Genomic DNA, 25,366 nt, shown 5'->3' with positions numbered 1-25,366 from the left:
GACCTTTTTAGGAGGTAATTTGCGTCGGGGTTTGCCTTAGTATGATTGATATTTTTTTATTTTAGCGCCTTAAAAAACTACAAATTATGTTAAGAATCTTAATTATTGCACTCTTCTTATGTTCTTCAATAGTCTCTGGGCAAAGTGAAAGTGTAAACCCAAACAACAATATTCTTGTTGGACTTACAAATCTAGGTAGTAACAGAGCTGCTTTTGGATCTATTTCTATCATTAGAAACAATAGAAACACCATTGACGGTACTGTGTATCTTTATGATGAGTGGTCTAATGATGGAACGGTCTCTTCAGAAGAAACTAGCGTGCGATTAGACAATCTCAACTTTAATGCTCAACGGAACGCATTCCAATCTCAAATAGGAAAAGATTCGATCTTCACTTTCAATTTTAGAAATTTAAAAGAAGTTCATATTAATGATAAAAAATTTAAAAGTGTATTCTCGCCTGTTCATAAAAACAATAGAGTTTTTGAAGTTCTAGCTGCAAACAAAGACTTTTCTATTTATAAAGATTACCGTATAGAGATTAAAGAAGGAAATCCTAATCCTCAACGAGGCTCTTCTAATGATAAATTTCTATTGCGTTATGACTATTATGTGCAACAAGGTGAAAATTTTGATAAATTTCAACTTAAAAAATCTAAACTCCTGAAAGTTATGGGAGATAAAGCTACAGAAGTAGAAACCTACATAAAAAGCAATAAATTAAAAGTCAAGAAGGCCGAAGACTTCTCAAAAATTATGGATTATTACAACTCTTTATAATAATCTCAAAACATTCAATATACGATCCCTCTATGTCAAATGACATAGAGGGATATTTTTTTTTAATGTAATCTGATAACAATAAAAGGTATTAAGCTCCCTAGCAAGCTCTGGACGCTAAAAATCGACCAAAGGGTCGAGGTCTTAAATTTTAGATCCCACTGAAAAGCGGGATGAGTTCAACTAACTATCTTATATGCATCTTACAAACTGTACAGAACAGCGTTTCACTCATAAACACTGTTAAAGTTGTTAAAAAACGATGCTAAACTTCTTTCTAGATATCTATTCTATAGGATTCAAAATAAAAAAATCGTATCTTAATAGGTGGTATTTATTATTCTAATGAATACATCTTAAAAGACAACAGTATGAAAATTTCTTATTTATTACCAGAAAAAATAGGAAAATTAATGTCAGTCACCTTTTTATTAATTTTCTTAAGCTCCTACGTCACCAGCGTATATGCACAAACCAATGACTCTTTTATAGAGATCAATGGTCAAGTTGTAAACATCACTACTGGAGAACCTATTATTGCAGCATCGATCCAAGAAGTGAATAGCAATGTAAGTACCATCACCAATACAGAAGGTTCTTTTTTATTAAAATTGAATACTACTAAAACTATTATTTTAAAAATTGATGCCCTTGGTTATAAACCGAAAACAATCATTGTTAGCAGAGACAATGAAGAAGACCTTCGCATTACTTTACAAACCTCAACGATCGAACTTACTGAAGTAAGTATTACTTCCTATAAAAACGCACGAGATCTCGTCAATAAAGTATTTGAAAATAAGCGTTCTAATTATTTAGAAGATAAAACGCTAATGACTACTTTTTATAGAGAGACCATCAAAAAGAGAAACAAAAATGCATCTTTAGCTGAAGCTGTATTAAATGTATACAAACAACCTTATGGAGACTCCAAAAAAGATGTCATCAAACTTGTGAAATCAAGAAAAAATACAGACTACTCTAAACTTGACACCATTGCCTTAAAACTTCAAGGAGGACCATTTAGTGCCCTATATATAGACTTAATGAAGTATCCAGAGTATGTATTCACTCCCTATACAATGGAAGGCTATGAGTTTGAATTTGGACCTGCATCAGAAATTAATGGAACGCCTGTATACACCGTACATTTCAAGCAAAAAGATAATGTACTTGACCCTCTTTATAACGGTAAACTTTATATTAATACCAACTCGTTGGCATTAGTGAAGGCAGACTTTAGTATGAATCTCTCAAATCAAAGTGAAGTTCTCAAGCTTTTGGTAAAAAGTAAACCAGATAATGTACGTATCAAAGCAAAAAATATAGACTATACAATAGACTATCGCGAGAAAAATGGAAAGTGGTATTATGGATATAGTAAGGCAAACCTCTCATTTGAAGTTAAAAAACGCCGTAGATTATTTAAATCTATTTACACTTTAACCTGTGAGATGGCTGTTACCGATTGGGAGCTCTTTGACAACACACAAGACTGGACGTCTAAGAATACCATGAGCGCATCTATCATCATGTCTGATGAAGCTTCTGGGTTTTCTGATCCAACATTCTGGGGAGAATACAATGTCATAGAGCCAGAGAAATCAATAGAATCTGCTATTCGGAAAATACAAAGACGCTTACGTAACGAAGAAGGTAAAACCGAAGCCTCGGTAGGCAAAAAACCGTAAGTAAACTACCACTATATATGTCTGAGAGGCATTCAACGGAATATATTTTTTAATTTCCGAAGCAAGCTTCGAGATATTAAACCTTAAAAGAGATTGAATTCTAAGTTAAGAAACAAGTAATTCTCTTATAGTTTTTCAAATCCCAATCGTTTTCGGTTGGGATTTACTTTAGTTACTATTCTATATGCTATTTTAAATCAAACAGAATTGTACATTTATGATCTAAAATCATACAGATGGCAGTACTCGATGTTTTAAAAATGGGAAATCCCCTCTTACGCAAAACTTCTATAGCTGTAGGTAATGAGTTACATACTCTCGATTTCCAAAAAGCTATTGATGCGATGATTGACACGATGCGTTTTACAAATGGTGTTGGCATTGCGGCGCCACAAGTAGGAATTTTAAAACGTGTATTCTTGATGGAGAACTTTGAAAATCCTAGGTATCCAGAGAAAAACTCTTTTCCATTATATATTGCTATTAATCCAGAAATAGAAGTTCTAGATGACACCCTTGTAGACAGCTGGGAAGGATGCCTTTCTATTCCTGCTATACGAGGTAAATTAAAGCGCTGTAAAAGCGTTGTGTTGAAAGCGATAGATCGTGATGGTAATCCTTTTCAAGAGACACTGGAAGGCTTTGCTTCGATTGTTGCCCAGCACGAACTTGATCACCTCAACGGGATCTTGCTTATAGACCGTATGGACTCTATGGAAACACTTACGTTTCAAGAAGAATATGAAAAATACTGGATCTAAGTTCCTTCTATTTTTCAGGGCGTTCCCTTTTTTAAAGTACTTCTACTTTTACAGGTTTGGGCTGTATGTGGTCTGAAAATGCGGTTGTAATGTTTAAGCGCAGATCATCTTCTTGCTCTATAGCGCCATCTCCTCCTAAGTAACAGTTTTTAAAGAGTACTTCGAGAGCTTTAAATTCATCCATTTTTGAGGCTTGTAAAACGGCTGAACGTATGCTTATATCTGGTTTTTTAAAATAGGCATATAGTAGGTTTGCATCATCATCTTCCATTTGTAGTTTGACTACGCGACCATATTTATTTTTCCAGGTATTGAATTGTCCTTGCGTGATGTTACCGTCTATTACTTTTGTAATATCTTTTACTTTGGTATTCATGGGTACGGTTATTTTGTGAATTGTTATAATTAAGAAGGATTAAATAATCCTCAGGGTAAGCCCACGAGAGATTTATTTGAATCCTGTTTTACTTGATGTAACCTTTAAGATTCCAAAATTGCCTCTTGTAAAGAGAAAATTATCAAGAGAATAGGCTTCAAAAAGATTAAACCTAGATCCCGCTGAAAAAGCGGGATTAGTACAACTTACAATGTTGAGTACGTCTTACAGACTTCTCAAAATTGAGTTTTACTAATGAGAAAGGCTACCTTTAAGGATATACAATTAAGATATTCTTAAAAGCAACCTTTTTACGAGTGATGTGCTACTCCAACGAGACGCTACAAACGTTATGCTATGTTGTCTGTCTTGCCCGTTTAGGGTCTTGTGAAGGGCACATTAAAAAGTCAAAGGATCTGAATAGTAGGGTGCATATACGTTTTAAGTATCTCTTCTACCCAACTCCTTTATGGTATTTTTAGTTCCATTCAATGTGAGAACAAATAAGGTCAAAAGAAACCTCAATTTTTGTATCTCCTTGGTTAATACCACGTGAGTTTGTATTAAACTCGCAGTTACGTACTACGTGCGTGATAATATCATTTGTATCATCCAAGTAGCTTACGACGATATCAAAAGCAGGAACGTCTTGTAAACGTTTTCCTCTTGGTAACGCTGCGATAATTGCTTCTACCTCATAGTTATATAATGTAATAGAAGCTTTTGCTTCATATTTACCACGTCCTCTGTGTACTGGAAGATCTCCTGCTCCATAGTGGTTTTCCTTCATGACTGAATCGTCATAATTTACAGAGGTAATCCCTGTTACGATGTTGTCTAACATACGTACTTCAATAGAAGACCAGCTATGTTGTTGTCCGTTTATTAATGGTAATGCATTCATATTTTAAATTCTAATTTTTCTTTGTGAATAATTGTTTTTAAGACTCTTCTTATGCGCCTAGTCCAAATGGATTTTTAAATCCAAGGTCTACGATAATTTTACGAGCCGTTCCAACTGGGGTAACTTCTGCTTTAATGCGTAACTCAGAGGTTGCAAGGATATCTTGAGAAGGATCTACAAACACATCAAATACAGATACTTCTTGGTTTGAAACCATTCCTTCTAAAGCTGCGCGACATAACGTCTCAAATCCTTTTGTAACAGAGGGTGCTAATTGTCCAGCATCATTTACGAGGATAGGTGAGTTTAGTTTTGGTAATAATGCGGTACGTAATAAACGTGCGGCTTTATTGATAGTACGATTGCTCTCTACATACGCAAAGTCTGAAGTCCCTAAAGTTGCCGTATGACTGTCATTAAAATATACGCCTGGCAATCCTGTATGTGTTCTTGCAAATACATAGCGCTTGCTGTTTAATGTTTCAAGTGCTCCTTGTGTTTTTACTTCTTCTCCACCTACAAATCCTGCTTTTGAGAATCCTGCGCCTGCAAGATTAAATTGCTCTACCCATGCGATGTTTTCTGATACTTTTGCACGAGAAATTGCTCCTAGAGCCATCCCTACTGCTGCTGTATTAAGATAGGTTCCTGCTGCTGCCACATCCATAGCGACCACAACAGATACGTTACTTGCTCCAAAATCTGCAAGGTCTTCTGCATCTGATACTCCTGCAGATACTACTGCTGCAAATCCTTTTCCTTCAATCAACACTTCAAAAGGCATATAGTCTGCATAGGCTGCGTCTGCTTGTACCTGTGCTTCTTGCGCAGCTGCTTTTGTTGCTGCAAAATCTGCTGTTCCAGAATAAATAATTGCCATCTGACGGATTTCTCCATTGACAGTTTCTTGGAATGCTTTTGCTTTTCCTGCTACTTCTGTATACGTAGCACCAGTTGTTGCCATAATGAATAGATCTCCTGATGGGTTTAATCTAAAATACTGTTGAATTTGGTAATACGCTGATTGCCCATTTACATCATACGCTTCCTCAATTCCTAATGCTTTAGCATCTTCTACAGAAGCTAAACGATACGCTTTGTCTTGTTCTAGCGATCCAGATGGAGTTGTCGCTAATCCGTCAAATAGTAATCCAGACACCATGTCTTGACTAGGATTTCTTCTTCCTAATCCGCCTGAAAGTTTGTTAATTACTACGTCATTTAATGTACCCATAATTTAATTTTAATGTTAAGGTTTTAATTATTTTATTGTTTAATTGTTTTAAAATTTGAGCATAAAAAGGGCTGTATGAAGCGTTGTATGGCTTCATAAAATCTTAGTATTCAGAAATTTTAGAATATGATTCTTCTTAAGGATTAAGAAGAGTTTTTGAACTTTATTTAAGGTAAGGAGCGCGCTTTATTCCTAGTACAAATATACTTTCATTTTATCTTGATATTGAATTTAAAGCATTCAAAATCAATAGTTTCATTAACTTATTACGAAGCTTGTGATTGTACTCCTTCTTGTATAATGGTATAAATTGTACGTTCTGTTACAAAGAGTTTTTCTGAAAGCTCATTTACAATCACTTTCATTTGTTTTTCTTGATTTTCTTGTATATAATCTAATACAAATAATCTTCTTTTTTCTAATAATTTATTACTGCGTCTCATAGCTTATTATTGTTTATATGTTATTACTAATTATTGTTTTTTAATGGAGACTCAATGATCTCATTGATTTCTTGATCTTCTAAAGAAATAAAGGCGCCTGCAGGTCCTTCTGTAAGCGTGTATCCCTGATTTTCTAATTCTTCAACCGTAGCTCCATTGTATACCAACCTGTATCGTTTTTTAAGCTCCGTTTCTATAAGTGTGGTTTTATAAGATATCTCCCAAATGAAATAATCTGTTTTTTCCCAGTTATCTTGCTCGTGATTGCAATACTGTTTTTCTTTAATTTTAAAAGTCGAATTAGAATCTATCAAAGGGGTCGCTGTTGTATTTCTTGACAGAATGGCCTTATCAATGTTTTGAGCGATATCAAATACTATTTCATAATTTTGAATACTCGCCAATTGTCCTTGCAAAGGAAGTACGATATAAATGCAGAATGTTGCATCTGCTTTGTAGGTTTGCTCTGAAGAGGTTTCCCAATCTACCGTATCATATTTGAATAGCACTGTTGGTGTTGTAATGGGCGTTCTGAAAATAGTATCATTATATAAAGTAATATCTGGTATGACTCCACTAAAACCAGTTTCGGCTTCGATACGTGCTTTCTTGTCTAAGTAAAAATCTTTTAAAATCATTTGTTTGCTTTATTTGATACAAATATCTAACAAATGTTAGACATGTGCAATTATTATTTGTAATAATACAATAGTTTCAGTGATATTTAACATTATATCGATTACATACCTTATATTATTGTCTAAATACTTGTAATTTGTTTGTTTTAAAAAAGAGTGTTCTATGTAATTTTACACACATCTCAACATATTACAGTTGTTAAGGTGTTATAAGGCTATAAAGAAGGCGTATGTGATAAAGTCTGCTGAATTGTAGGTTAATTTGATTGATTAGTACAGAAATCATCCATCGGCTTTATAGGTTTCTTTTTACACATGATATCCTGGTTTTTGCCCTTTTGAGCCTTTTTATCATGAGATACACAACACTCGTGTAGGAGCATAAAGAACAACACAGAACAGATAAACACATATACAGGTTTTGTTTTCATACATTTTAAATAATCACTCTATATCCTAAAAGCCTTGATGCGGGATACCCTAATATTTTTACTTGATTATCTTGATTTCCACCAAGAATAAAGATTTCGTCATCTACCTGATTGATATAGAATCCTACGTGTCCTTTCCAGCTTTTTTTGCTTTCTCTCCACAGTACTACGATATCACCTGGCTGCGGACTATTGGTTTTCATTCCAATTTCTAACCAGCTTCTTGCATTGAGTTTTCCTGTGTACGGAGCGTCACACATCTTAAGCACCCAATTAACAAAGGCTGAGCACCAAGCGGTTTCATCTTTTAGGTGTTTTCCTTTGTATCCTATCTCAGTGAAATACGATATAATTTGTGGATTGTTTTTATGTCCTTCTAGTTCTTTAACTCCATACTGACTGAAGGCGTATCTCAAATGTTTTTTCATTTTTTGTTTGATTTTAAATTGTATTATGTGCTATTAAACCTATTTATGTGCTAATAGTGGTGTGTTCATTTTTGAGTGTGGGGTATGCTTTCGCGAAAGCGTAAAAGGGTTAAAATCTAATTTTAAACTATTTTTAAAATTTAGAATATGGTTTATAAGGGTAAGGCATCTTGCTTATAAGTAATGTGGTGTATTCTTATAGTCCTTTAAGCAACTCATAAACCGCGTCTCACGTACTGGATGTATTACAGACAGAAATATTAATAATTAGGTCTTGTGACCTTACAAACAAATCGCCAATCTTTAATTACTTTAAATCCATGAACTCTATGTTTAGGAAAGAAAATACTTTTAAAAGGTTCTAATTTCAAGGGTGTTACCGTCTCTATTGCTATCCCTGACAGCGTGATGAGTTCCTCAATACCATCATGATAATGCTTGGTATATTCGGCTCCTTTGGGGGCAAACCCTTCTAATATAATACCTGTCTGAAGACCTTTCTCATCAACTATCTTTTCGATACATTTAAGTGTTTTTCCATCGGAAAAATCATCCACCAAAATTCCCAGTGGAAATGCTTTAAATACATCATCCAACAGAATCTCTTCTGAATTTTCAGTCGACAATTTTTTCAGTATTTTTCTAAAAGCTTCACCCATTTCTGTAATTCATTTTTAGTTCTGTGATTTTATCACAAATATCTTTATGTTCTTTAGAAATATGCTTTTCCAGGTACCCCTTTGTTGTGATACTATAGTTCATGATAAGCTCGCGTAAGGCTCCCACACTGGCTACATACTTCTCTGCATCTTCATTTTTTAAGTTCATTAAGCGTTCTAACATTTCTATTCTTTCTCTGTGGAGTTGCTTATTCTCCATATACAGGTATCTTATTACAATAAGCGCTACTACAAAGAGAGAGCCTAGTAAACCATATTCCAGAAATGTAGATGTGGGGATCTTCTGGAAATTAAAAATGACTTTATTTAGCAAGCTACTTACAAACATTATTTTCATATATTTTAATTTTATAATTCCTAAAAAAGGAGTTTACAAAAGAGATAGAATTCTGTTTTTTAATGTGAAAATTTCTTTTTACGATTTTAACAGATTGAATACATATATTTCTTTTTTGGAAACTCTTCTAATCTTCAATAATTGATTTTCTGGCATGGTCAAAGTCAAAAACACTCAAAAGAATTGTCACTCTTCTTCCAAATGATGTTAGCGTATTATCCCTTTCATTTTCTCCTAGATTATCACTAATCGTTTCTCTCACAACTCCGAACTTATGCACAGACTCTTTGGTTATAAAATTGTCGTTTAAAAGGTCTCCTGCAATACTATTTCCTGAGATATCAATACTAAGGCTCAACTGCCTGAGATACTTTTTAAATCCTTTCCATTTTACGATTCTATATAAAAATCCAATAGGATATATACCTATTGCACTGATACTTGCAAAGAAGAATAAGATCCATTCTGTATAGTATTTTTTTGAAACATATAGAAATGGCATTAATAATAGGCTTATAGGTATTAAGCAACTTACTGTGACAATAAGCCAAAGCAATGCCATTGCTGTAAATAAAACTTTTGCAGTTTTCATATTCATTTTTTTTAGGGTGAAACTACTATGTACTAGGTACGATTTGGGGTATTTCTAGCCCGTGTAGTCACGGGCTAGTATTATTCTCTTTTTAAGATACTTTTCCTTTTAATTTTTCTACAAAATAGCTGCGTATTGTACTTCCTTGCATATCCTGCAACTCAAGTGCTGTGACATACGACTGAAAAACAGCCGCTTCTTCTTCTGTTTTGCCCGATGCTATCAACTGCTCTTGTGTAGGCACAAAAACATCTAGCCAAGGCAGTGTTGATTCATTTTCTATAGCTGCATAAAGACCTGTCGTTGCATACGCTTTATATTCTGTAAAGTCTGAAGAAAACTGTCTAGAAAGTATTCTTAAGGCATCATAAGCTTTCTTTTTTGCCGTAGAGATCTCATCGTCTTTAAAGACTCCTAAAATCACTAGTATGGCTCCTACTTTTTCTGACAAAACGCGTGTAATATTAGTACGTCTTTTAAGCCCTACATCCAGTATTTGTCTATTGGTCTCATAAACTTTATACTTCACTTTTGTATTTAAATCTTGTTCATCTAAAGTCCCATCTTCAAAATAATATTGCCATTTTTTTTCTCTAGAATACATCCCGCGTTCTGCAGGATTAAATTCTAAATCTCCTATTCTATACTCATACGTTTCGGCAATTTTTACGACGGGTCTTCTTTCAATTCCATCTTTGTAATAATAGATTGTTTCTTTTACCAAACCGTCATGAGTGAGAGCTACATCTTCTATAAGGCGTACACCAGATTTAAGCTCTGTCACATAGTTGATGGCCGTAATCTCTTTTCGTTCTTGAGAAGAGACAACTAGTGTTGTTAAAAGATGTTTTGGGTCTGGGTTTTTATAATCTGCTACTTCTTCCCAAGTCAATCCCAAATAATCATCTGCTGGTTGCTTATCCAGTTGTGCTCTTACTTTATTATCTATTCCTTTTCCTATCCAAATCATTTTTATTAAATTTTAAATTGCACATCTGCTCTTATTTCCCACCAATTATTCATTCCAAAAGGGATAAAATTTACATTGCTGCTAGGAGATACATAGATTCTAAATCCTATTTGTTCTGTAGGTAATTTTACAAGGGTTACAACACTTCCATCTCCTATGGATTGCGCACTTTGCCATTGATTTGAATCTACTCCATTAACTTCTCCAATACGTATTTTTGAATTTAAGACGTTATCAAAAGCTACATCTATGTATTCTGTCAATAGACCAAAATCACCTCTAAATTCTATATTATTCAGTTCTAATTGATGTCCTGATTTTAATACACCATAAGACGATAGATTCACAAAAAATGCTTGGTTTGCCGTATTAAGTGTCGATCCTCCCATAAAAAGATTGGTTACGTTAAAATAGATAGGTTCTATCTCGTGATATCCTTTTATGCCCTCTCCATTGGTTCCGTAATAACGACTAGGACCAGGAGTTACTTGATCTCCTTGTAGTTCTAGATTTCCTGAAACATCTGTAATTGATTTCGCGAAAGCGGACTTATTTCTTTTTATAGTGTCTAAATCTTGTGCTGTCCCGTTATATCCTCCCTTATCTAACTTTGTATTTTGCAAAGACGTTACACTAGATTGCAGTGATGCGATACTGGATTGAAGTCCTGTTAAATCTTCCTCAAGGCTTGACAAATCGACATCTATAGTGGTTCCATTTACTAGTTCTAGGGTTAGGATCTTTGTCGTTTCATTAAACGTTGTGTTGTCAATAAATAGATCTGTAGCAATAGCTCTTACGGCTACAGTTCCGTCTGCTTGGACTACTAGATTTCTCAATCCTGTTCCTGAAAAATTAGAAATTTTCAGGCCGTCGATAAGCTCTACAATCTCATTAAATACTTTTAATCCGTTGATCGTTTCATTCCCTATTGTGCCTACTTTTCCATCTAAAGATTGTTGTAGGTTTTCTATTTCTTCAATACTATGTGTTGCAGGGTGTACATAGTTTTCTAACTGCTCAAGTTTCGATTTTAACGCTGTTGTAAAATCTTGTGTAGATAGTTGCTTATTGGCTTCTTTGTCTACTTTTACATCAAGTTGATTTTGAAGGTCTGTTATAAAACTAATAGGGAGTTCATTAGGAAGTTGTTTTACAATTTCTGTTGTATTATCAGAAAATGTAAAAACAAGATTTCCAGCTCCATTTACGTTTATACTTTTAATGGCAACACCTGCATCTTTATGTATAAAGCTATCAATAAGGTCTTCAAAATCTGTTTGAGAGGGTTTATCGCCTCTCTCAAAATAAGATTTTAGTGTTGATATACTTGTTTTCATGTACTATCTATTTTATTTTATGATGTCTAGGTAGTGGTTTCTGAATAGTTGTTATTCAGAAACCATATACACCTGACTTGATTTAGTTTAGCGTTGTTCTGGAGATTCAATTTCTTCTGAAATAATCTCCTTATTGTGCGCTACAATACCTCCTATTACATAGTTATCTACCTCTTCTACATCAATAGTAGCTACTTCTAATGATCCTGATATCCAAGTGATAGATTGTACCTCTTTGAGAGCTCCTTTTTTAGCTACCAAAGACATGGTTTCATTTACACTTTGTGCTGGCAACCACTGTACTTGACGTCCATCTTTTGAAATAAGTAGTGGGTGATCTCCTGTCACTTTAAGTACGCGACCTTCTTTGGTCACAATTTCAAAATAACTTGCTACTGTAAATATTCTCTTATTGATTACTTTCACAGGAGTTTCAATAGCTTCAGATACTTTACCCGTCCAATTAAAATAGTTTCCTGATGAAGCATCGGTTCTATTTGGAAAATCAAAGCCTATAAGCATTTCTCCTAGTTCCACATTTTTAAGCTTTTTAGCACTTCCTGATGCTAATGACACATAGGTGTTTACATCAAAGCAGCCTCCACCACCTCCGCCAATTGGAAAGTCATCTATGGGAGTATCATCAATAGGAGTGATATCTATACTACCCGAAAGGGTATATGCGAATCTTAGGTTTAATCCATTGGATGGATTACTAGCTAATGAAATTCTTGAGTTAAGCGTGTATGTTGTTCCGTTATTAATAGTTGTTAATCGTGGAATTGTCATTTCATGCAGCACTCTAATCACTCTAACTCCTGTTGCATCAAGCAATACATTAAATGGTGTATTGAGTGTTGTCAAACTAAATGATGCTGGCACCGTTCCTGTATTACTTACTGTAATCACACTGCCAATAGCGCTTGATAATAACCTACCTGCTACTAAAGACACGGTGGTATTTGGTGTACCTTGAATTCTTACATCAAAGAATTTTGCAAGATTCCCATTAACTGTTGTGAGTACTGGACCTGTTTGAGAAAGGGTTATACTTGGCTCTATGTTCAGCGTTATTGTATATGATTTTACAGTTTCTGCTCCACCTTCATCTGTTGCTACAAATTCAAGAGTATCTGTTGCCGTTAATCCTATAATACTAAAGTTAAAGATTCTTACAATAGGTGCCGTCATGTCTGCACTTGTTCTAGAAGCGCTTGAAGTGCTAACATCCTCTATAAGTAATGGCTGGATGATTTGTACAGTTCCATCTGCTCTACGTATTCTTGCAACTACGGTTACGCTTGAAGCGAAAATATTCCCATCTGGATCTGAAACCCCTACTCTAAACGCGGTTCTTCTCAATATTTGTTGTCTTGAGACATCAACCAAATCTGCGTCTAACTGATCTTCAGAAACTAATTCTGTTAATTGAGATGAAACATCTTCTTGTTGAATCAGATCTGATGTTATTACTATATTCATATCATTTGTCACATTCACACCACTTGTTGTATTTACAATTGAGTCAAATACTGGTGGCATATTGCTTCTTTTTATCGTTATGGTTACCTGATCTGTAAACTCAGCTCCTAAGCTATCTACTCCTCTTACTTGATAGACATAGGTACCTATCACTAAGTTTCCTGTTACCGTAGTATTTTCTGAATTTGGAGTTGTAATTGTAGAAGATGATGGTCCAGAAATTTGAGTCCATCCTTGTAGTGTTAAGTTTTCAAGTGTGGCTTCTAACTCGAACGGATTTGTAGTGGCATCAAAAGAGGTTTGACCACTAGAAAGTGTTCTTACGACACTCTTACTATTTCTTGATAGATCTACAATCAATGCGTTAATGGTTGGGGTATCTCTTCCTACGTAAATAATGTAATCTACCACGTTTACATCTGCTACGGGAGTATCAACAGTGGTAGGTGTTAACTGATTACTAGACAGATTAGGTACTGTAACATTTCCGGCTAGTCCTTCATTTGTAGCATTACAAAGCACCCATCCTGGAGGAATAGGTTGATTTGTATTATACCATAATGCGATCAGTCCTAATGGAATATTTTCTGAAGCACTTCCTTTACAAACATTCCCTCTTGAGTCTATCAATAAAGGAGATTTTCGTAGTGAAGTACTGTTTTCTGCAAATTCTGGAAGTTTTATTTCGCCTCCTATGACTGTTGTTCCCCAATCACTATTATAGTTAAGATGGAGTGCTGTAGTATCTTGATTGACAGGTCTAGAATCTCCTGTAGGGCTTATGGTTATTTCCTCATCTACTAAAGCGCGTCCTGGCGCTCCTCTTTCTGTAGAAAATCCAAAATTAAAAAACTTAGCTCGTAAGGTTGCCAATGCTGTTTCTAATGTATCAAGATTTGATAGTTGATTCCCTCCCATATCCAAATCTCCTTCCATAGGTTTACTACCGTTTATAGGAAGAAAACCTATTCTTTGAAGTCTGTCAGGGTTGGTAGGTAAATTTGTAATATTATAATACCTAAGTTTTCTTTCATTAGGCAATGCTATATCTGTATCTGCCAATCCTAATTCTTCAATACTTGAATCATAATCTACTGGAATCTCATTTACGTACTCTACTGTATAATCTGTATAAGCAGTTTGGTAGACACCATCTCCAAAACGTAATTTTGTAATGGTTTCTGATGTTTTTATGCTATTTGTAGGAGTTGTTACTCCTGGCTCCATAAGGTGTAATATTCCATTGATCACGAACCATCCGTTTAAGGTATCTGTTGGTTCTGAGATGATGTAATTTTGATCGTTTGAAATATCAAAATTTCGCTTTAGCATTTCATATAATTCGTCTTTATATGCTGCTTGCAATCGTGCTAGTGTCTCTTGTTCTAGAGGAAATCCACCTGCATTTGTAAAATTTATTTTTTTCATGTTATTTTATTAAAAAGGATGAATACGTTTTTTTATTTCATAAAGGTTTTGGCATTAGAAACCCCTCCTTCAATTTTTCAGAAAGTGTATTATTTTGAAGGATTCCTAATGTTACTAATGTATCGTCTTATAGAACTGATACTTGAGATTGGTCAGGTACCAAAGTGTTTAATAAAACATCCGAAGTTTCTTCACCATACTTGTAAGTCTCATACGTTTTTCCTGCGAGTTTATAAAAGTTGACCACCTGATGAAATCTTGGTGTTCTCACTTCTACTGCATTGGCAAGTGCTTTAATCGGATCGGGATCTGGTTCAAAGTAGACTTCATTAGTCACTCTTTGTATTGCTGCAGCTTTTTGAACTTCACTCAAACCACTTGGCACAGCTCCACTATTAAGACTTGCCGGGATCATAATTCTGAAATTAGCATAATTTACATTCGTATAATCTTCTTCTGTTGCCAAATACGTATTGTAAGCCAGTTCTCTAGCTTTATTACAGAAACTAGGATCGTCCTCTACATTAATTACCCCATCTCCATTTGTATCTACCATATAATCAGGATTTAAAAGACATGCTAACTCATCATGCGTAAATAACTCTATTGGGTCTAAAAAACCCAACTCATCTAATACGATTTCTTCATTTATAACAGCTGGTAAAGAAAAATGCTCTGCTTCTGTATGCAAATAATACTCATCATGTCTATAGACAAATTTTAATCTAGGCTGCAGGGTTTCATCTATATAGATGAGGCTGGCATATCTTTTTTCTTCAATAGAAAGATTAGGATCATAAGCAACATCTGGGTTAAACGTTTCATTTAGCACTTTTTCTAAATACACAATTTGTCCGTTATGCTGCATTTGATACAAAGTTGTATCATACAGCGTCTCCAAAGGCTTTAAGAGAGAAAACAGCCATTTAAAATGCCTCTTCTTTCTTAAAATTGGTGGTAGCAACCAGAGTAGTAATTTACTCCAGTTTACGATTAAATATTTTTTCATCGTTTCTGGGTTTAAAATATATTCTGGTTATTTCTATAAAAAGTATATGGGAAGTATGAAATACTTAATTCTAACACATCCTCACTCAAATTAAAATATCCTGCATTTGGAATATAAAACTCGTTATTAATAAGATTTTCATTACTTAATAAAACCGCACGTCCTCCTGCAAACATCTTATCCAGAATAGGAATATTTACACCTTGTGTTCCTTGAATTGCATCTATCAAAAATGTTTTTACTAAAGCCCCATTGAACTCAATATTTTTTAAATACTCTTTAATAGATTTTTCTACAGGCTTTAAAGTTCCATCAGATACTAGGATTCCGTTATCAGGATCATTAGGATCGTTTGGATTTACATAAATAAGCAGAGGATCTACGTACACACGTAAGTCTAACTTTAGTTTATCTCCTGGAATAGAACTAATTTGTATCTGATTCCCAGCATCTTTAATACGACGTATAAATTCTCTTAATCGTGCTTGCTCATCAGCATTAAGAGGAACAATATTATTTTCTCCCTCATTTTTAGCCACTTTCATAAACACCACTCCTACTTGATTATGAAAATAATCTGATAGCAATTGAACACTGTTACTATTCTGATTGATTTCTGTATTTAGTGTCAAATCCCCTTCAGGATTGATAATAGTTTCTAAATCTATTTCACTTACAGCACAATGCTTTACAATTTTAAGATCTTCGATTTCACTTTCACTTAGTCCTACTGTATCAAATTCAAAAAAGCCATCTCTAAAAATAAGATCTCTTCCATCTATAAAATCTAAGGCCTGTGAGCGGTACCAGTCTAAGGTATGTGGGCGAGATATTCTCGCATTTCTCTCAACGATTTGTTCATGTATCCAAATAGCAGAGGCAACAATGTAGGTCCATACCCTCCATATTGCAGTTTTAGATTCGTTGGTAAGACCCGCTAAAACGGATTGTCTCTCTTTTTCATCCAAAATTTCAGTTTGTATTTCGGCAATTGTTCTTGACATATTTAAAATTTTAATATAGTTCTCCCTTTAAACATTTATAAAAATGCTTATAATCAGGGTTTTAATTATTTTTTGTGGTAACGTTTTTTATGATGTGCTTCCTTAAAAAAGGGCTTAGGAGATAAAGAAATCTTCCTCAACAATCATAAAATCAACTCCTGATAGATCCGCTAATAACAACTCTTCTTCTCTTGTTGAACTTGTCGCAGGTTTTATAGTGTTTGCGTTATAATAGGCAACAATATCTTTTTTGAAAGCTTCTCTTCCTGTTTGTAAATCTTGATATACAGATAGATCATCTGTAAGATCAAACCGATCATTATCTGCCAGTACATCAAAAACAGTCTCTATACTACCGTATTCCTGTAAGGCTACATCGAGAATATTTTGATTTTGTTGTGGTCTAATAGTTCCCATCTATTTTTATGTTTTTCAGATCGTTAACATCTAATGCTCTCACATTAAAGTTATCGTAAATTAATTGTTTGTCTATTTCATTTTCTAATCGCAAACGAGCTGTAGAGTCTGGGCTATTTAAGTATCTAGTAAGTCCTACTCCAAGGATAGGATATTCTTTAAAGCTTCCTTTCTGACTTAACAAAATATGTGTTAAATTCTGCTGGCTTGCCTCATCGATACGAAAATCTCCATTCTTTATTTCCAGATCGTCCTCTATGATAAAATCATTCATAAATCATTGTTTTAAATTAGTGTCATTGTTAAAGGATTATATACCTAATGTCTCAAAACGCAGCATCATCCAACCCTGTAAAAATACGGTAACCACATAAGAAAAAAGAAGTTTATACTCCTGATAATCTGTAGTTTCAGTGGGTTTAAGCAGTATCTTCTTCTTTGATTAATAACGCTAAAAATTCTTCTAGTATTGGTAATCCCAACACCTCTATCGCACACCCTGCAGGACACCCTTGGATTGTTGCTTTAATCTCCTGTAATCTTGCTATCTCTTCTGTTGTCATGGTTTTTTTATTTTGCTCTAATAAGTAATTCTATTCCAAACGATTTTCCTATACCATCATCTCCAAAATCAGTGATATTAGCTTGTCGATACACAAGATCACCTTCTGCACTATTAAAAATGTACTTTCCTGATATGCTTGGTATCCCTTCGTATAAGAATCCAAAAAGTCCTTTTGGAATATTACGATCAGATGTATCTATACTTAAGTTGTTTGTAAAAAAGTCTCCAGCTTGTTTAAAGGCGGTTAAAAACATAATACTATCTGAAATTTTAAGGTATTGTCCTCTGCTATATCCAAATAAGCATTTATTAGTGTATACATTGTTAAAAGAGAGTCTATCAACACGCTTTCCTCCTATCATCGTATTTTTAATCTGGCATCCAGCATCAAATCTCACATCTGCATACGTAACTCCAAAAGCTGTTGCATTTGCAGCCATACCCCCTATTGTCAGAAATTCGATATTACCACTGTTAGATAGTAATGTACTTCCTAACATGGTTAGCCCAGAAATACGTCCTTTATTTGTTAGTTCTACTACATTATCTATAGCTGTTATACTGATTAAACCATTACTATCATACGGTGAAGAAGAAAATACAATACCTCCTGACATAAAACTGGATTGTAAAATACCATCAGTAATGTTTACTGTAATCTTTGGATCTTCTATATACTGACCTTTATTGCTTCGAAATACAGTGTTTTCTAATTTATTAACCTTAAAAAGCGTTACGCGCTCCGTAGGTTCGCCTTGATCGTCTAAAGGGAAGATAAAAAGATCTTTTCCATTATCCGTAAGTGTTGCATTTACAGCTATCTTATATACATCATCAGCAAAGGTTTCCATACGCTGTCCATATAAAATAGAAGCTCCATTTGAAATACCTTCTAGAAATATATTGGGTACCGTACCTGTTGTTGTGAAATCTTGGTAAAAATTCTTATTCTCTATTGCTGGTAAAATATATCGATGATCTTCATTGGTATTGATATTAGAAAGTGTAAATGCGTGATTGCTTCCTACATTATACAACGTACTATCTACTGCATTTTGAAGAATATAATTTGCCCAATCACTATCAGACAGCTTATAACGTCTGTATCGTTGTACACGCCAATCTTTATTAACATCTATACGTCTATCGGCAGAAATACGTCTCTTTACCAACCCTTTACGTTGTCCTATGACCACCTCATCTTCATTTTTGATCTCTGTATCGGAAAAATCAAACTCCAAGACTTCTCCAGGATACGTAGCGCTTTCTGCTTCTTTTGAAAACGCATTTCCAGAGATGGCTGTCAGTACAATTTTTTCAAAAGGAACCGCTTTATTTTCTTCGGCAGTCATTTCCATATAAGGAGTACCATTATGCACTTCGGTATTAATAACACCGTTAGGTTTCATCATGACTTTTGAGTTGGCATCTATGATAACAGCATCCTCCTCTATCGTATTAAAACGCTTAATTGAATATTTAAAAATAGCTCCATCTACCGTATGTAATCCATTGGTAAATTTCATATAAAAACCAGAAAAGAAACTAGTCACTGCTGCGGTATCTCCTACTTGGATAGCTCCTGTGTACCCTTCTGGTAAACTTACTACTTCTATAGGGGTTCCATTAGTCACTTCATTAAGTGGCGGGTCAAAAAAAGCAAAACCAGAAACAACTCCTTGACTTGCCGCTTCTCTATTTATATTTGTTGTATTTGTACCCTCAATATAGTACCGTGTTTGGTAATCAGAGAGGGTGTACTTCTGTCCTACAACGAGTGCATTATTTGCAATCAAGGTGGTCAAATCTGCATACGAAAACGCTGCTGCAGCTCTCGTAGCTAAATCTCCCTCTAGAAGCATACTATCTATAAGATCTGCAAACTCCCCTTCGGTAGGTTTGTCACCACGTTCAAAATACGTTTTTAAAGTACTTCTTGTTTGTTTCATGTATATCAATATTTAATAATTTGTTTGAATTTTAGGTATCTTATTATTACGGCTGTATCTTGTTTACATTATCCCATTTTTAAAAATGATATGGCAGAAGACTTACCAGATTTTATCAGAAAATACTCTTATTTACAGCATGTAAAAATAACACGAATCTGCTCCTTAAAAAAACTTAAAAACCTTTGATAACAATAGTTTCAGTAGGTTTAAAAGGTATAAAACAGGTACAGGATTATTATTATTTTGAGGGTAATCCTCCATTATAATCGCTTTTACATAGCGATTATAATAGCGTCAGGCTATCCGTTATATCTTTTAAAACCATATATTAAAGTTTTAAAAGGATGTCACTACTATCCTTATTACAATTTAATTATTTTGTAATATGATTAACGTTTGTAAAAAAGAATTTTAAGTGTTAGCGAAGGCATTAAACTGGAAAGTAGTTGTAAGGCATTATTTGTATAAAAAGCCTGCATTAGGGATAGCAGTGGTTAGCTTTTGACGAGCGACCGCTGTCGAGTCAAAACTAAGAACGGATAGCCCGACCTTGGTATGACTGAAATGTAATGAAGTGATACCAAGGGAATGCCCAAAAGAAAAAATCATGGTATTAAAAAAGCCTATACTTTTATGGGCATAGGCTGTGCTTAGGAATGCTTATTAATTATCAAACTTTTGATTCATAGACGTACGCTTTCAACTGTTGGTTGATTGTTGTATGTTCTAATTTTATTATTATTTAATATACCGTTGGTCATTTTGGTATTTTAATTATATTTCGCTTATGAATTATAAACTATTGTTATTTATTCCCTTATTTATTTTATACAGTTGTAAAATAGATAAAACACCTACACAAAAAGATTCTATTTCTAGCGAGAAACAAGTTTCTAAAGCCGAAACAGATGCTGTCAGTACTATACAAATAACTGGAGACAATCTAAACGACATACTTATTGGTAAAGTAAATAGAGAAAATATTTCTTTTGATAATTCTGATTTATATATTAATGGAGGTGCTCTAATCAGTGGTGTTTATCATGGAAAAGAATATAGCCTTTCTACGATAAGTGGGAAAAACGATATCATTCATTATGTGTTATTTGAAGAAGTAACCAGTAAAAACAACATCCCTTCTTTTAAAATTATTGATGTTTTAAAAATTGATGAAGAAACCCGAAATCTTCTGTCTAATTCTGAAATTGAACTCTATATCGTGATGGCAAGTAAAGATCAGGTAGCTAATGAAGAAATCATAGCCATAGCTACTTATGAAGACAATAAAGTTTTCACAGAAATTCACAAAGCTTGGAGAGCTGATAGAGAAACTGAAAAATTTATCGAAATCCCCACAGAAGGAATTACAGTAGATAATGTACTTTATTAATTATTCCCATTTTGAACTTGGAGTTACCCCATCTTGCAAAGCACTCGTTTTCTTCCCTGTAGGATCAAATGTTATATAATCAGGTATTAATGAGTAAGGTGCTATTCTTTTATTTGTGCTTTTATCTTTTATCCCAAAATGCAAATGGTTTTTACTTTTACCTTGATATGAATTTCCAGTAGAACCTGTATATCCTATTACATCTCCCTGCTTAACTTTTTTATTTTCTTTTATGGCTCTGTCTTTACTAATATCCATTTTGTTAGTATCTATCGTTAGTATAGCACCTGAATAACTCATCTTGTATATTTCTCCAACAATAGGATCTTTAAAACTAGCACTCAGCTGATTTAAATCTATAAATCCATCATTAAGAACTTTTTTACTGCCATAGCTATTATAAAACCTAAAAAGATCTTTATTCTTCTGTATTTCCATCAAATGTAAATACTGAAAAATATAGGTTTTACCTTTATAATCTCCTTCTAGCTGTATCATAAATCCAGCTTTTTTACCTAGAAATCTCTTATAGGTAATTGTTCCATCAACACATGCATAAATAGGAGTTCCTACGGGTGCATATATATCTAATCCACTATGGGGATTACCACCTCTTTGTACTCTACCATAATTATATTTTTTGGACCCATCACTTTTTTCTTTTCCATATTTTAAAGAACCATAAGGATTCCACCCTTTTATATTTGAATCTTTATTATTTGTAGAATACGGATTATACCACCCTCTTATGTTTGGATTTACTACTGGATCATACCAGTCTCCATGATCAGGATTATAAAAAGATAAAATGTTAACGTTATCCTCCAACACCTCTCCTTCCATATACCCTCTTAGCATCAAAGAATCTTTTTCTATAGAAAGCCAAGACCCACTTTCTTTTTCTATACCTGCATAAAAATAAGGGTGTTTATTGTCCGTAGACATCCATTTCTTTTCTAAGGTAAAAGGAACTACGATCTTTCCATCTGCATCAACAACAACATTATTCTTGTGCGTCACATAATCGCCTGAGAAATTATCAATTTTATCAGATTTGTATACCTCAATCTTCATCTTTTCTCCGATCATATTGACCGTTTCTGCTACAAATGTAATCTTAGTACCGTAAGGAACTGCTTGATATACTGGAGATATAATGTTGTTATTGTACATGAAATAGGAACGTATAATTTTTGCTCCCTTTACTACTTTTATGCCTGACAAATTGTGTACAGAGGTATTCTCCGATGGTTTTAATGTGTAGTCCTTTCCTTGAATTTGAAAGTAGAGTTGTATCTCATCTTCGTTAGCATTAGTAATATAATCTGCAAGCGAACCTTGATCTGTAATACCGAAACGATACTTCACATCTCCTTTGTCACTTGTTGTCGTTTCAAAACTTGTAATTAGTTTACTATAACCAGCATCTTTATATAAGGATATAGAAACTTTTCTATTTTTAAAATACGGAATACTAGCGTGTATTACATTATTAATGTTATTATTAAAACCTGTTTCAATTTTTATACGACCTTCTGTATCTGCCCATTTTACTTCTGCAACTTGCGGATGTATAATTTCAATGCTTGTCTCTGCATATTTCTTCCCTAGAATAGGATCATTCACACATGCTTTGATCGTATACTTACCCTCATCATAGTCTGTCGTTTTATCTATTTTAAGTGTTTTTCCAGTACTTTTAAAACCCGTTGGTTTTCCATCCTTCAGTACAGTCCAATAGATACTTTCTTCAGGGATATCGTCTCCTTTTCCCAGTTTATATTTGGTAGGAGTAAATAGCAAAGGTGCATTGGTATGATATAGGAAATACGATTTCTTGTATTTTGTCTCTTGTATCGATGTAATATAATTACCTCCTACTTTGATAGGACTTTTCACAGATCCATAATATGCTGTTTTATCACCAGAAATTGCTTCTATGTAATGATATCCTTTTTCTTTAAAATCAAAATCTGTGATTTTTTTCTTATCAGTATAGGCTGTAAGAGGCGTCTTAGTGTACTCCTTTTCATCTGGTTTCTTAACATAATGATTCCACGTTATAGATGGGTAGCTATCTGCTACAACATCAAATTGAGCCTCTATGGTTGTCTTCTCTCCAAGAACGTATTCTTTTACTTTACTTGACTTTATCCCTACTAATTCTGGCGCTTTTATAGTAAGTGCCATATAGCTCTTTCTATCTTGATTTTTTAGTTTTGCAAGAGAAGATTTTTTTGCTTCTTCAAACGTGGGTTTGCTAGCACTACCTCCATACGCTTCTACTACGAAATCTCCATAGGTATCAAATTTGTGGGTCAGTACTTCTCCATGATCTACATATTTTGCTATCACCTCGCCAGAAGCATTGTACACTACCCAGTTAATATTTGCCTTACTTCCTAATTTTGATCCAAATTTATGAATCTTAAATTCCAGATCTCCTGTTCCAAAAGTAGTATCTGTCTCCTTCACATTTATATAGATTTTCAATACTCCAGTGCCTATTTCATCTGGAAAACGACGTAAGAATGTATAGATATCTGCAACTCCAATAGCCGCATACATATTTTTTGTTGTAATATCTGTATAGACACGAAGTTTTGTCCTTACTGTAATCTTTGACGGTAAACTTTCAAAATTCTTTAATTGTTGTAATACTAAAAACAACTCTTCGTAATCGATAAATAATTGTGCTATATCTATAGATGGGTTTTCTAATTTTGTGATGATCTCATTCCAATGAGTCTTAGTTCCTTTTTCTGCTTTATCTGTTAAAATATGGTTTTTGATCTGGTCAATAAGATCTATCCGTACTGCTTCCCAATCATAACTATTTTCTGTTTTAGTGGTTTCTTCCTTCGTTTGGGTCTTGTACCATTCTGAAAATAAGATAAAGCCTTCGCCATATCCTTCTTCTTCATCTTTTTTAAGGATTGCTTTTATTTCTTCATCGCTTGTAACTGTAGCTAATGTGCTAGAAAGCATTTTCCAGTATGCTTTCGCCTTACTACCCTCATCTGCTGTTTCTAATTGGGTTGCCACATAGGCTTTCATCTCTTCTAATGTAGGTTTTGTATTTATACTTCCTTGTAGATTTTGAGGTACTACAATTTGTTGCATTTGTGATCCTCCATATAGTTGTGATGTGGTTGCTACAGTAAGAGGTACTACTTGATTTCCTGTTCCTGTAGCAGTATAAGAAGGAATATCTGTAGATGCTATTGTACTAGAAGCTGATGATTGTCCTTCTCCTGAAGACATAGAAATGACAGTTGACCTTTGAATTGGCGTGGATGGCTTATTCCCAGCGGACGCCGAAGGAGTAGTATTACGGGTAGGTGTCGTCGTGTTTCCAGTAACGCCTCCTTCGGCCGGGACAGTGCCTTTTTGAGCAGCAATAAAATCTTTCTCTATTTTTTGGGTTGCTTCTTTTATTTCTGTTTCTTTTATATAAATAGCCGCACCTTTTATGACTCCGTCTAAAACTTCTTGCTCTGTTTCTTGAGTGTCTAAATGTGCTATCGTAATGTCAATAGTGTGAATGATATTTTTATGCATCGAGTAAAATTTGAGCCTGTAAAAATAAGTTCAAAAACCCATCTTAAAAAAATTCAACCTACAGCATATCAATAGCTTCAGCAAAGAAACCCATTTACTGAAACTACGGAAAACACAGGGTGTTTTTCTATTTTATCACTCTGTTCTTACCTAGTTTTACATCCTCAAAACGCAACGACGGGTACAAGGTATCCTTACTAATTATCTGCAAATTTTATAGTCACTAGCAAGAATTTCTAGTGCGTAATTATTAATTAAAAACAACATATTATGAGTGATGCCATTATGCCCAAAAAAGACCTTGGAGAAACTCCAGTAACGCCGAACATAAGCACGTTGAATACTATAAACGCTCAGGCTTCAAAAATTGGACTTTCTATCGGAGAAATCCATATCACAAATCCTACTAAAAAGCCACAAGAGGATGTTTTCGCGGAAGCGATAAAAAAGGAATATAACGACGCTAATATGTATAAATAATGATGGATAAAAAAAATATACAAAAATTAAAAGCGATACATGGTGAAATAAAAAGGTATAGTGCAGAAGATGATCATCTATACACGCTGTGTAAAACACCAAATGCTGCCACATTCCAATCTTACCTAGAACGTTACGAGGACGATGTTTATGAGGCACTCATCTATCTTTTTGATGCTTGTGTCTTAACAGACGAAACTTATGAAAGTGATTTTAAACTCTCTGTCGCAAATTCGATTGCGAAGGATGTAAAAATGGCGAGTCATTTTTCTATTGATCCTACACCACAGGAAGATGAGTTCAAAAAATCTGCTGCATTGATCCGACAGGCATTTCTGGTGAATCCTTATGAACTTCCTATTACGGAGTATTATAAACTTCTGGAAGAAGCATTATGGCTCCAAAAACATCAAAATACACAACTAGAGGCTGTTTACTTAAATGCCTTTGCAAAAATACATTCAAATTAAA

25 protein-coding genes are annotated in these 25,366 nt (G+C 34.2%); 6 read left to right on the top strand and 19 right to left on the bottom strand.

What is annotated here, in order from left to right; translation table 11 throughout:
* The first annotated feature begins 86 nt into the window (after positions 1 to 86).
* From Q0505_RS11125 to def, 3 genes are all read left to right on the top strand, one after another.
* Positions 87 to 782: a hypothetical protein gene (locus tag Q0505_RS11125; protein ID WP_299212777.1), complete on the top strand. Its 696-nt coding sequence runs from the start codon at positions 87 to 89 to the stop codon at positions 780 to 782.
* A 371-nt stretch (positions 783 to 1,153) separates the two neighbouring features.
* Positions 1,154 to 2,473 carry a carboxypeptidase-like regulatory domain-containing protein gene (locus Q0505_RS11120; protein WP_299212775.1) on the top strand — a complete coding sequence of 440 codons (1,320 nt, stop codon included), beginning with the start codon at positions 1,154 to 1,156 and terminating at the stop codon, positions 2,471 to 2,473.
* A 236-nt stretch (positions 2,474 to 2,709) separates the two neighbouring features.
* Complete coding sequence (def, locus tag Q0505_RS11115; protein ID WP_299212773.1) at positions 2,710 to 3,234, top strand: peptide deformylase; 525 nt, start codon at positions 2,710 to 2,712, stop codon at positions 3,232 to 3,234.
* 31 nt (positions 3,235 to 3,265) lie between these two features.
* On the opposite strand, the gene Q0505_RS11110 is transcribed toward def, so the two are convergent.
* The 18 genes from Q0505_RS11110 to Q0505_RS11025 all read right to left on the bottom strand — a co-directional run bounded on the left by Q0505_RS11110 (position 3,266) and on the right by Q0505_RS11025 (position 19,461).
* On the bottom strand, positions 3,266 to 3,610 hold the full coding sequence (locus Q0505_RS11110; protein ID WP_299212771.1) for a hypothetical protein: 345 nt from the start codon (positions 3,608 to 3,610) through the stop codon (positions 3,266 to 3,268).
* Between the two features lie 478 nt (positions 3,611 to 4,088).
* Positions 4,089 to 4,514 (bottom strand): hypothetical protein, encoded by a 426-nt coding sequence (locus tag Q0505_RS11105; RefSeq protein WP_299212769.1) that lies wholly within the window; start codon positions 4,512 to 4,514, stop codon positions 4,089 to 4,091.
* Between the two features lie 49 nt (positions 4,515 to 4,563).
* On the bottom strand, positions 4,564 to 5,748 hold the full coding sequence (locus Q0505_RS11100; RefSeq protein ID WP_299212767.1) for a DUF2586 family protein: 1,185 nt from the start codon (positions 5,746 to 5,748) through the stop codon (positions 4,564 to 4,566).
* A gap of 266 nt (positions 5,749 to 6,014) precedes the next feature.
* The gene (locus Q0505_RS11095; protein WP_299212765.1) at positions 6,015 to 6,191 is read right to left on the bottom strand and encodes a hypothetical protein; all 177 of its coding nucleotides are present in this window, start codon (positions 6,189 to 6,191) and stop codon (positions 6,015 to 6,017) included.
* A 26-nt stretch (positions 6,192 to 6,217) separates the two neighbouring features.
* On the bottom strand, positions 6,218 to 6,829 hold the full coding sequence (locus tag Q0505_RS11090) for a hypothetical protein (protein WP_299212763.1): 612 nt from the start codon (positions 6,827 to 6,829) through the stop codon (positions 6,218 to 6,220).
* A 436-nt stretch (positions 6,830 to 7,265) separates the two neighbouring features.
* Positions 7,266 to 7,688 carry a TIGR02594 family protein gene (locus tag Q0505_RS11085; protein WP_299212762.1) on the bottom strand — a complete coding sequence of 141 codons (423 nt, stop codon included), beginning with the start codon at positions 7,686 to 7,688 and terminating at the stop codon, positions 7,266 to 7,268.
* 260 nt (positions 7,689 to 7,948) lie between these two features.
* Positions 7,949 to 8,314, bottom strand: coding sequence for a hypothetical protein (locus tag Q0505_RS11080; protein ID WP_299212760.1), 366 nt, complete (start codon positions 8,312 to 8,314; stop codon positions 7,949 to 7,951).
* 25 nt (positions 8,315 to 8,339) lie between these two features.
* The gene (locus tag Q0505_RS11075; RefSeq protein ID WP_299212758.1) at positions 8,340 to 8,705 is read right to left on the bottom strand and encodes a hypothetical protein; all 366 of its coding nucleotides are present in this window, start codon (positions 8,703 to 8,705) and stop codon (positions 8,340 to 8,342) included.
* Between the two features lie 127 nt (positions 8,706 to 8,832).
* Complete coding sequence (locus tag Q0505_RS11070) at positions 8,833 to 9,297, bottom strand: hypothetical protein (protein WP_299212756.1); 465 nt, start codon at positions 9,295 to 9,297, stop codon at positions 8,833 to 8,835.
* Positions 9,298 to 9,388: 91 nt separating this feature from the next.
* On the bottom strand, positions 9,389 to 10,267 hold the full coding sequence (locus Q0505_RS11065) for a hypothetical protein (protein WP_299212754.1): 879 nt from the start codon (positions 10,265 to 10,267) through the stop codon (positions 9,389 to 9,391).
* Between the two features lie 5 nt (positions 10,268 to 10,272).
* On the bottom strand, positions 10,273 to 11,607 hold the full coding sequence (locus tag Q0505_RS11060; protein WP_299212752.1) for a hypothetical protein: 1,335 nt from the start codon (positions 11,605 to 11,607) through the stop codon (positions 10,273 to 10,275).
* An 87-nt stretch (positions 11,608 to 11,694) separates the two neighbouring features.
* On the bottom strand, positions 11,695 to 14,517 hold the full coding sequence (locus Q0505_RS11055) for a hypothetical protein (protein WP_299212750.1): 2,823 nt from the start codon (positions 14,515 to 14,517) through the stop codon (positions 11,695 to 11,697).
* Between the two features lie 127 nt (positions 14,518 to 14,644).
* Positions 14,645 to 15,526 carry a hypothetical protein gene (locus tag Q0505_RS11050; RefSeq protein ID WP_299212748.1) on the bottom strand — a complete coding sequence of 294 codons (882 nt, stop codon included), beginning with the start codon at positions 15,524 to 15,526 and terminating at the stop codon, positions 14,645 to 14,647.
* A gap of 11 nt (positions 15,527 to 15,537) precedes the next feature.
* The gene (locus Q0505_RS11045; protein WP_299212746.1) at positions 15,538 to 16,530 is read right to left on the bottom strand and encodes a hypothetical protein; all 993 of its coding nucleotides are present in this window, start codon (positions 16,528 to 16,530) and stop codon (positions 15,538 to 15,540) included.
* Positions 16,531 to 16,644: 114 nt separating this feature from the next.
* Positions 16,645 to 16,947: a hypothetical protein gene (locus Q0505_RS11040; RefSeq protein WP_299212744.1), complete on the bottom strand. Its 303-nt coding sequence runs from the start codon at positions 16,945 to 16,947 to the stop codon at positions 16,645 to 16,647.
* Positions 16,934 to 17,221, bottom strand: a complete 288-nt coding sequence (locus tag Q0505_RS11035; RefSeq protein WP_299212742.1) for a hypothetical protein — start codon at positions 17,219 to 17,221, stop codon at positions 16,934 to 16,936. The genes Q0505_RS11040 and Q0505_RS11035 overlap by 14 nt, the downstream gene beginning before the upstream one ends.
* A 145-nt stretch (positions 17,222 to 17,366) precedes the next feature.
* Positions 17,367 to 17,510, bottom strand: a complete 144-nt coding sequence (locus tag Q0505_RS11030) for a hypothetical protein (protein ID WP_299212740.1) — start codon at positions 17,508 to 17,510, stop codon at positions 17,367 to 17,369.
* Positions 17,511 to 17,517: 7 nt separating this feature from the next.
* Entirely contained in the window at positions 17,518 to 19,461 is a 1,944-nt protein-coding gene (locus tag Q0505_RS11025) for a hypothetical protein (RefSeq protein WP_299212738.1), read from the bottom strand.
* Positions 19,462 to 20,251: 790 nt separating this feature from the next.
* Between Q0505_RS11025 and Q0505_RS11020 the strand changes: the two genes are divergently transcribed.
* Entirely contained in the window at positions 20,252 to 20,854 is a 603-nt protein-coding gene (locus tag Q0505_RS11020) for a hypothetical protein (protein ID WP_299212736.1), read from the top strand.
* Here Q0505_RS11020 and Q0505_RS11015 read toward each other — a convergent pair whose 3' ends face one another.
* A complete protein-coding gene (locus Q0505_RS11015; protein ID WP_299212734.1) occupies positions 20,855 to 24,415 on the bottom strand; it encodes a M23 family metallopeptidase in 3,561 nt (1,186 codons plus the stop codon).
* A 270-nt stretch (positions 24,416 to 24,685) separates the two neighbouring features.
* Between Q0505_RS11015 and Q0505_RS11010 the strand changes: the two genes are divergently transcribed.
* Positions 24,686 to 24,895 (top strand): hypothetical protein, encoded by a 210-nt coding sequence (locus Q0505_RS11010; RefSeq protein WP_299212732.1) that lies wholly within the window; start codon positions 24,686 to 24,688, stop codon positions 24,893 to 24,895.
* Positions 24,895 to 25,365, top strand: coding sequence for a hypothetical protein (locus Q0505_RS11005; RefSeq protein ID WP_299212730.1), 471 nt, complete (start codon positions 24,895 to 24,897; stop codon positions 25,363 to 25,365). The genes Q0505_RS11010 and Q0505_RS11005 overlap by 1 nt, the downstream gene beginning before the upstream one ends.
* Position 25,366 lies beyond the last annotated feature (1 nt).

The organism is uncultured Dokdonia sp., from assembly GCF_937910895.1.
Lineage (GTDB): Bacteria > Bacteroidota > Bacteroidia > Flavobacteriales > Flavobacteriaceae > Dokdonia.
This window is presented reverse-complemented; position numbering and strand designations above follow the sequence as displayed.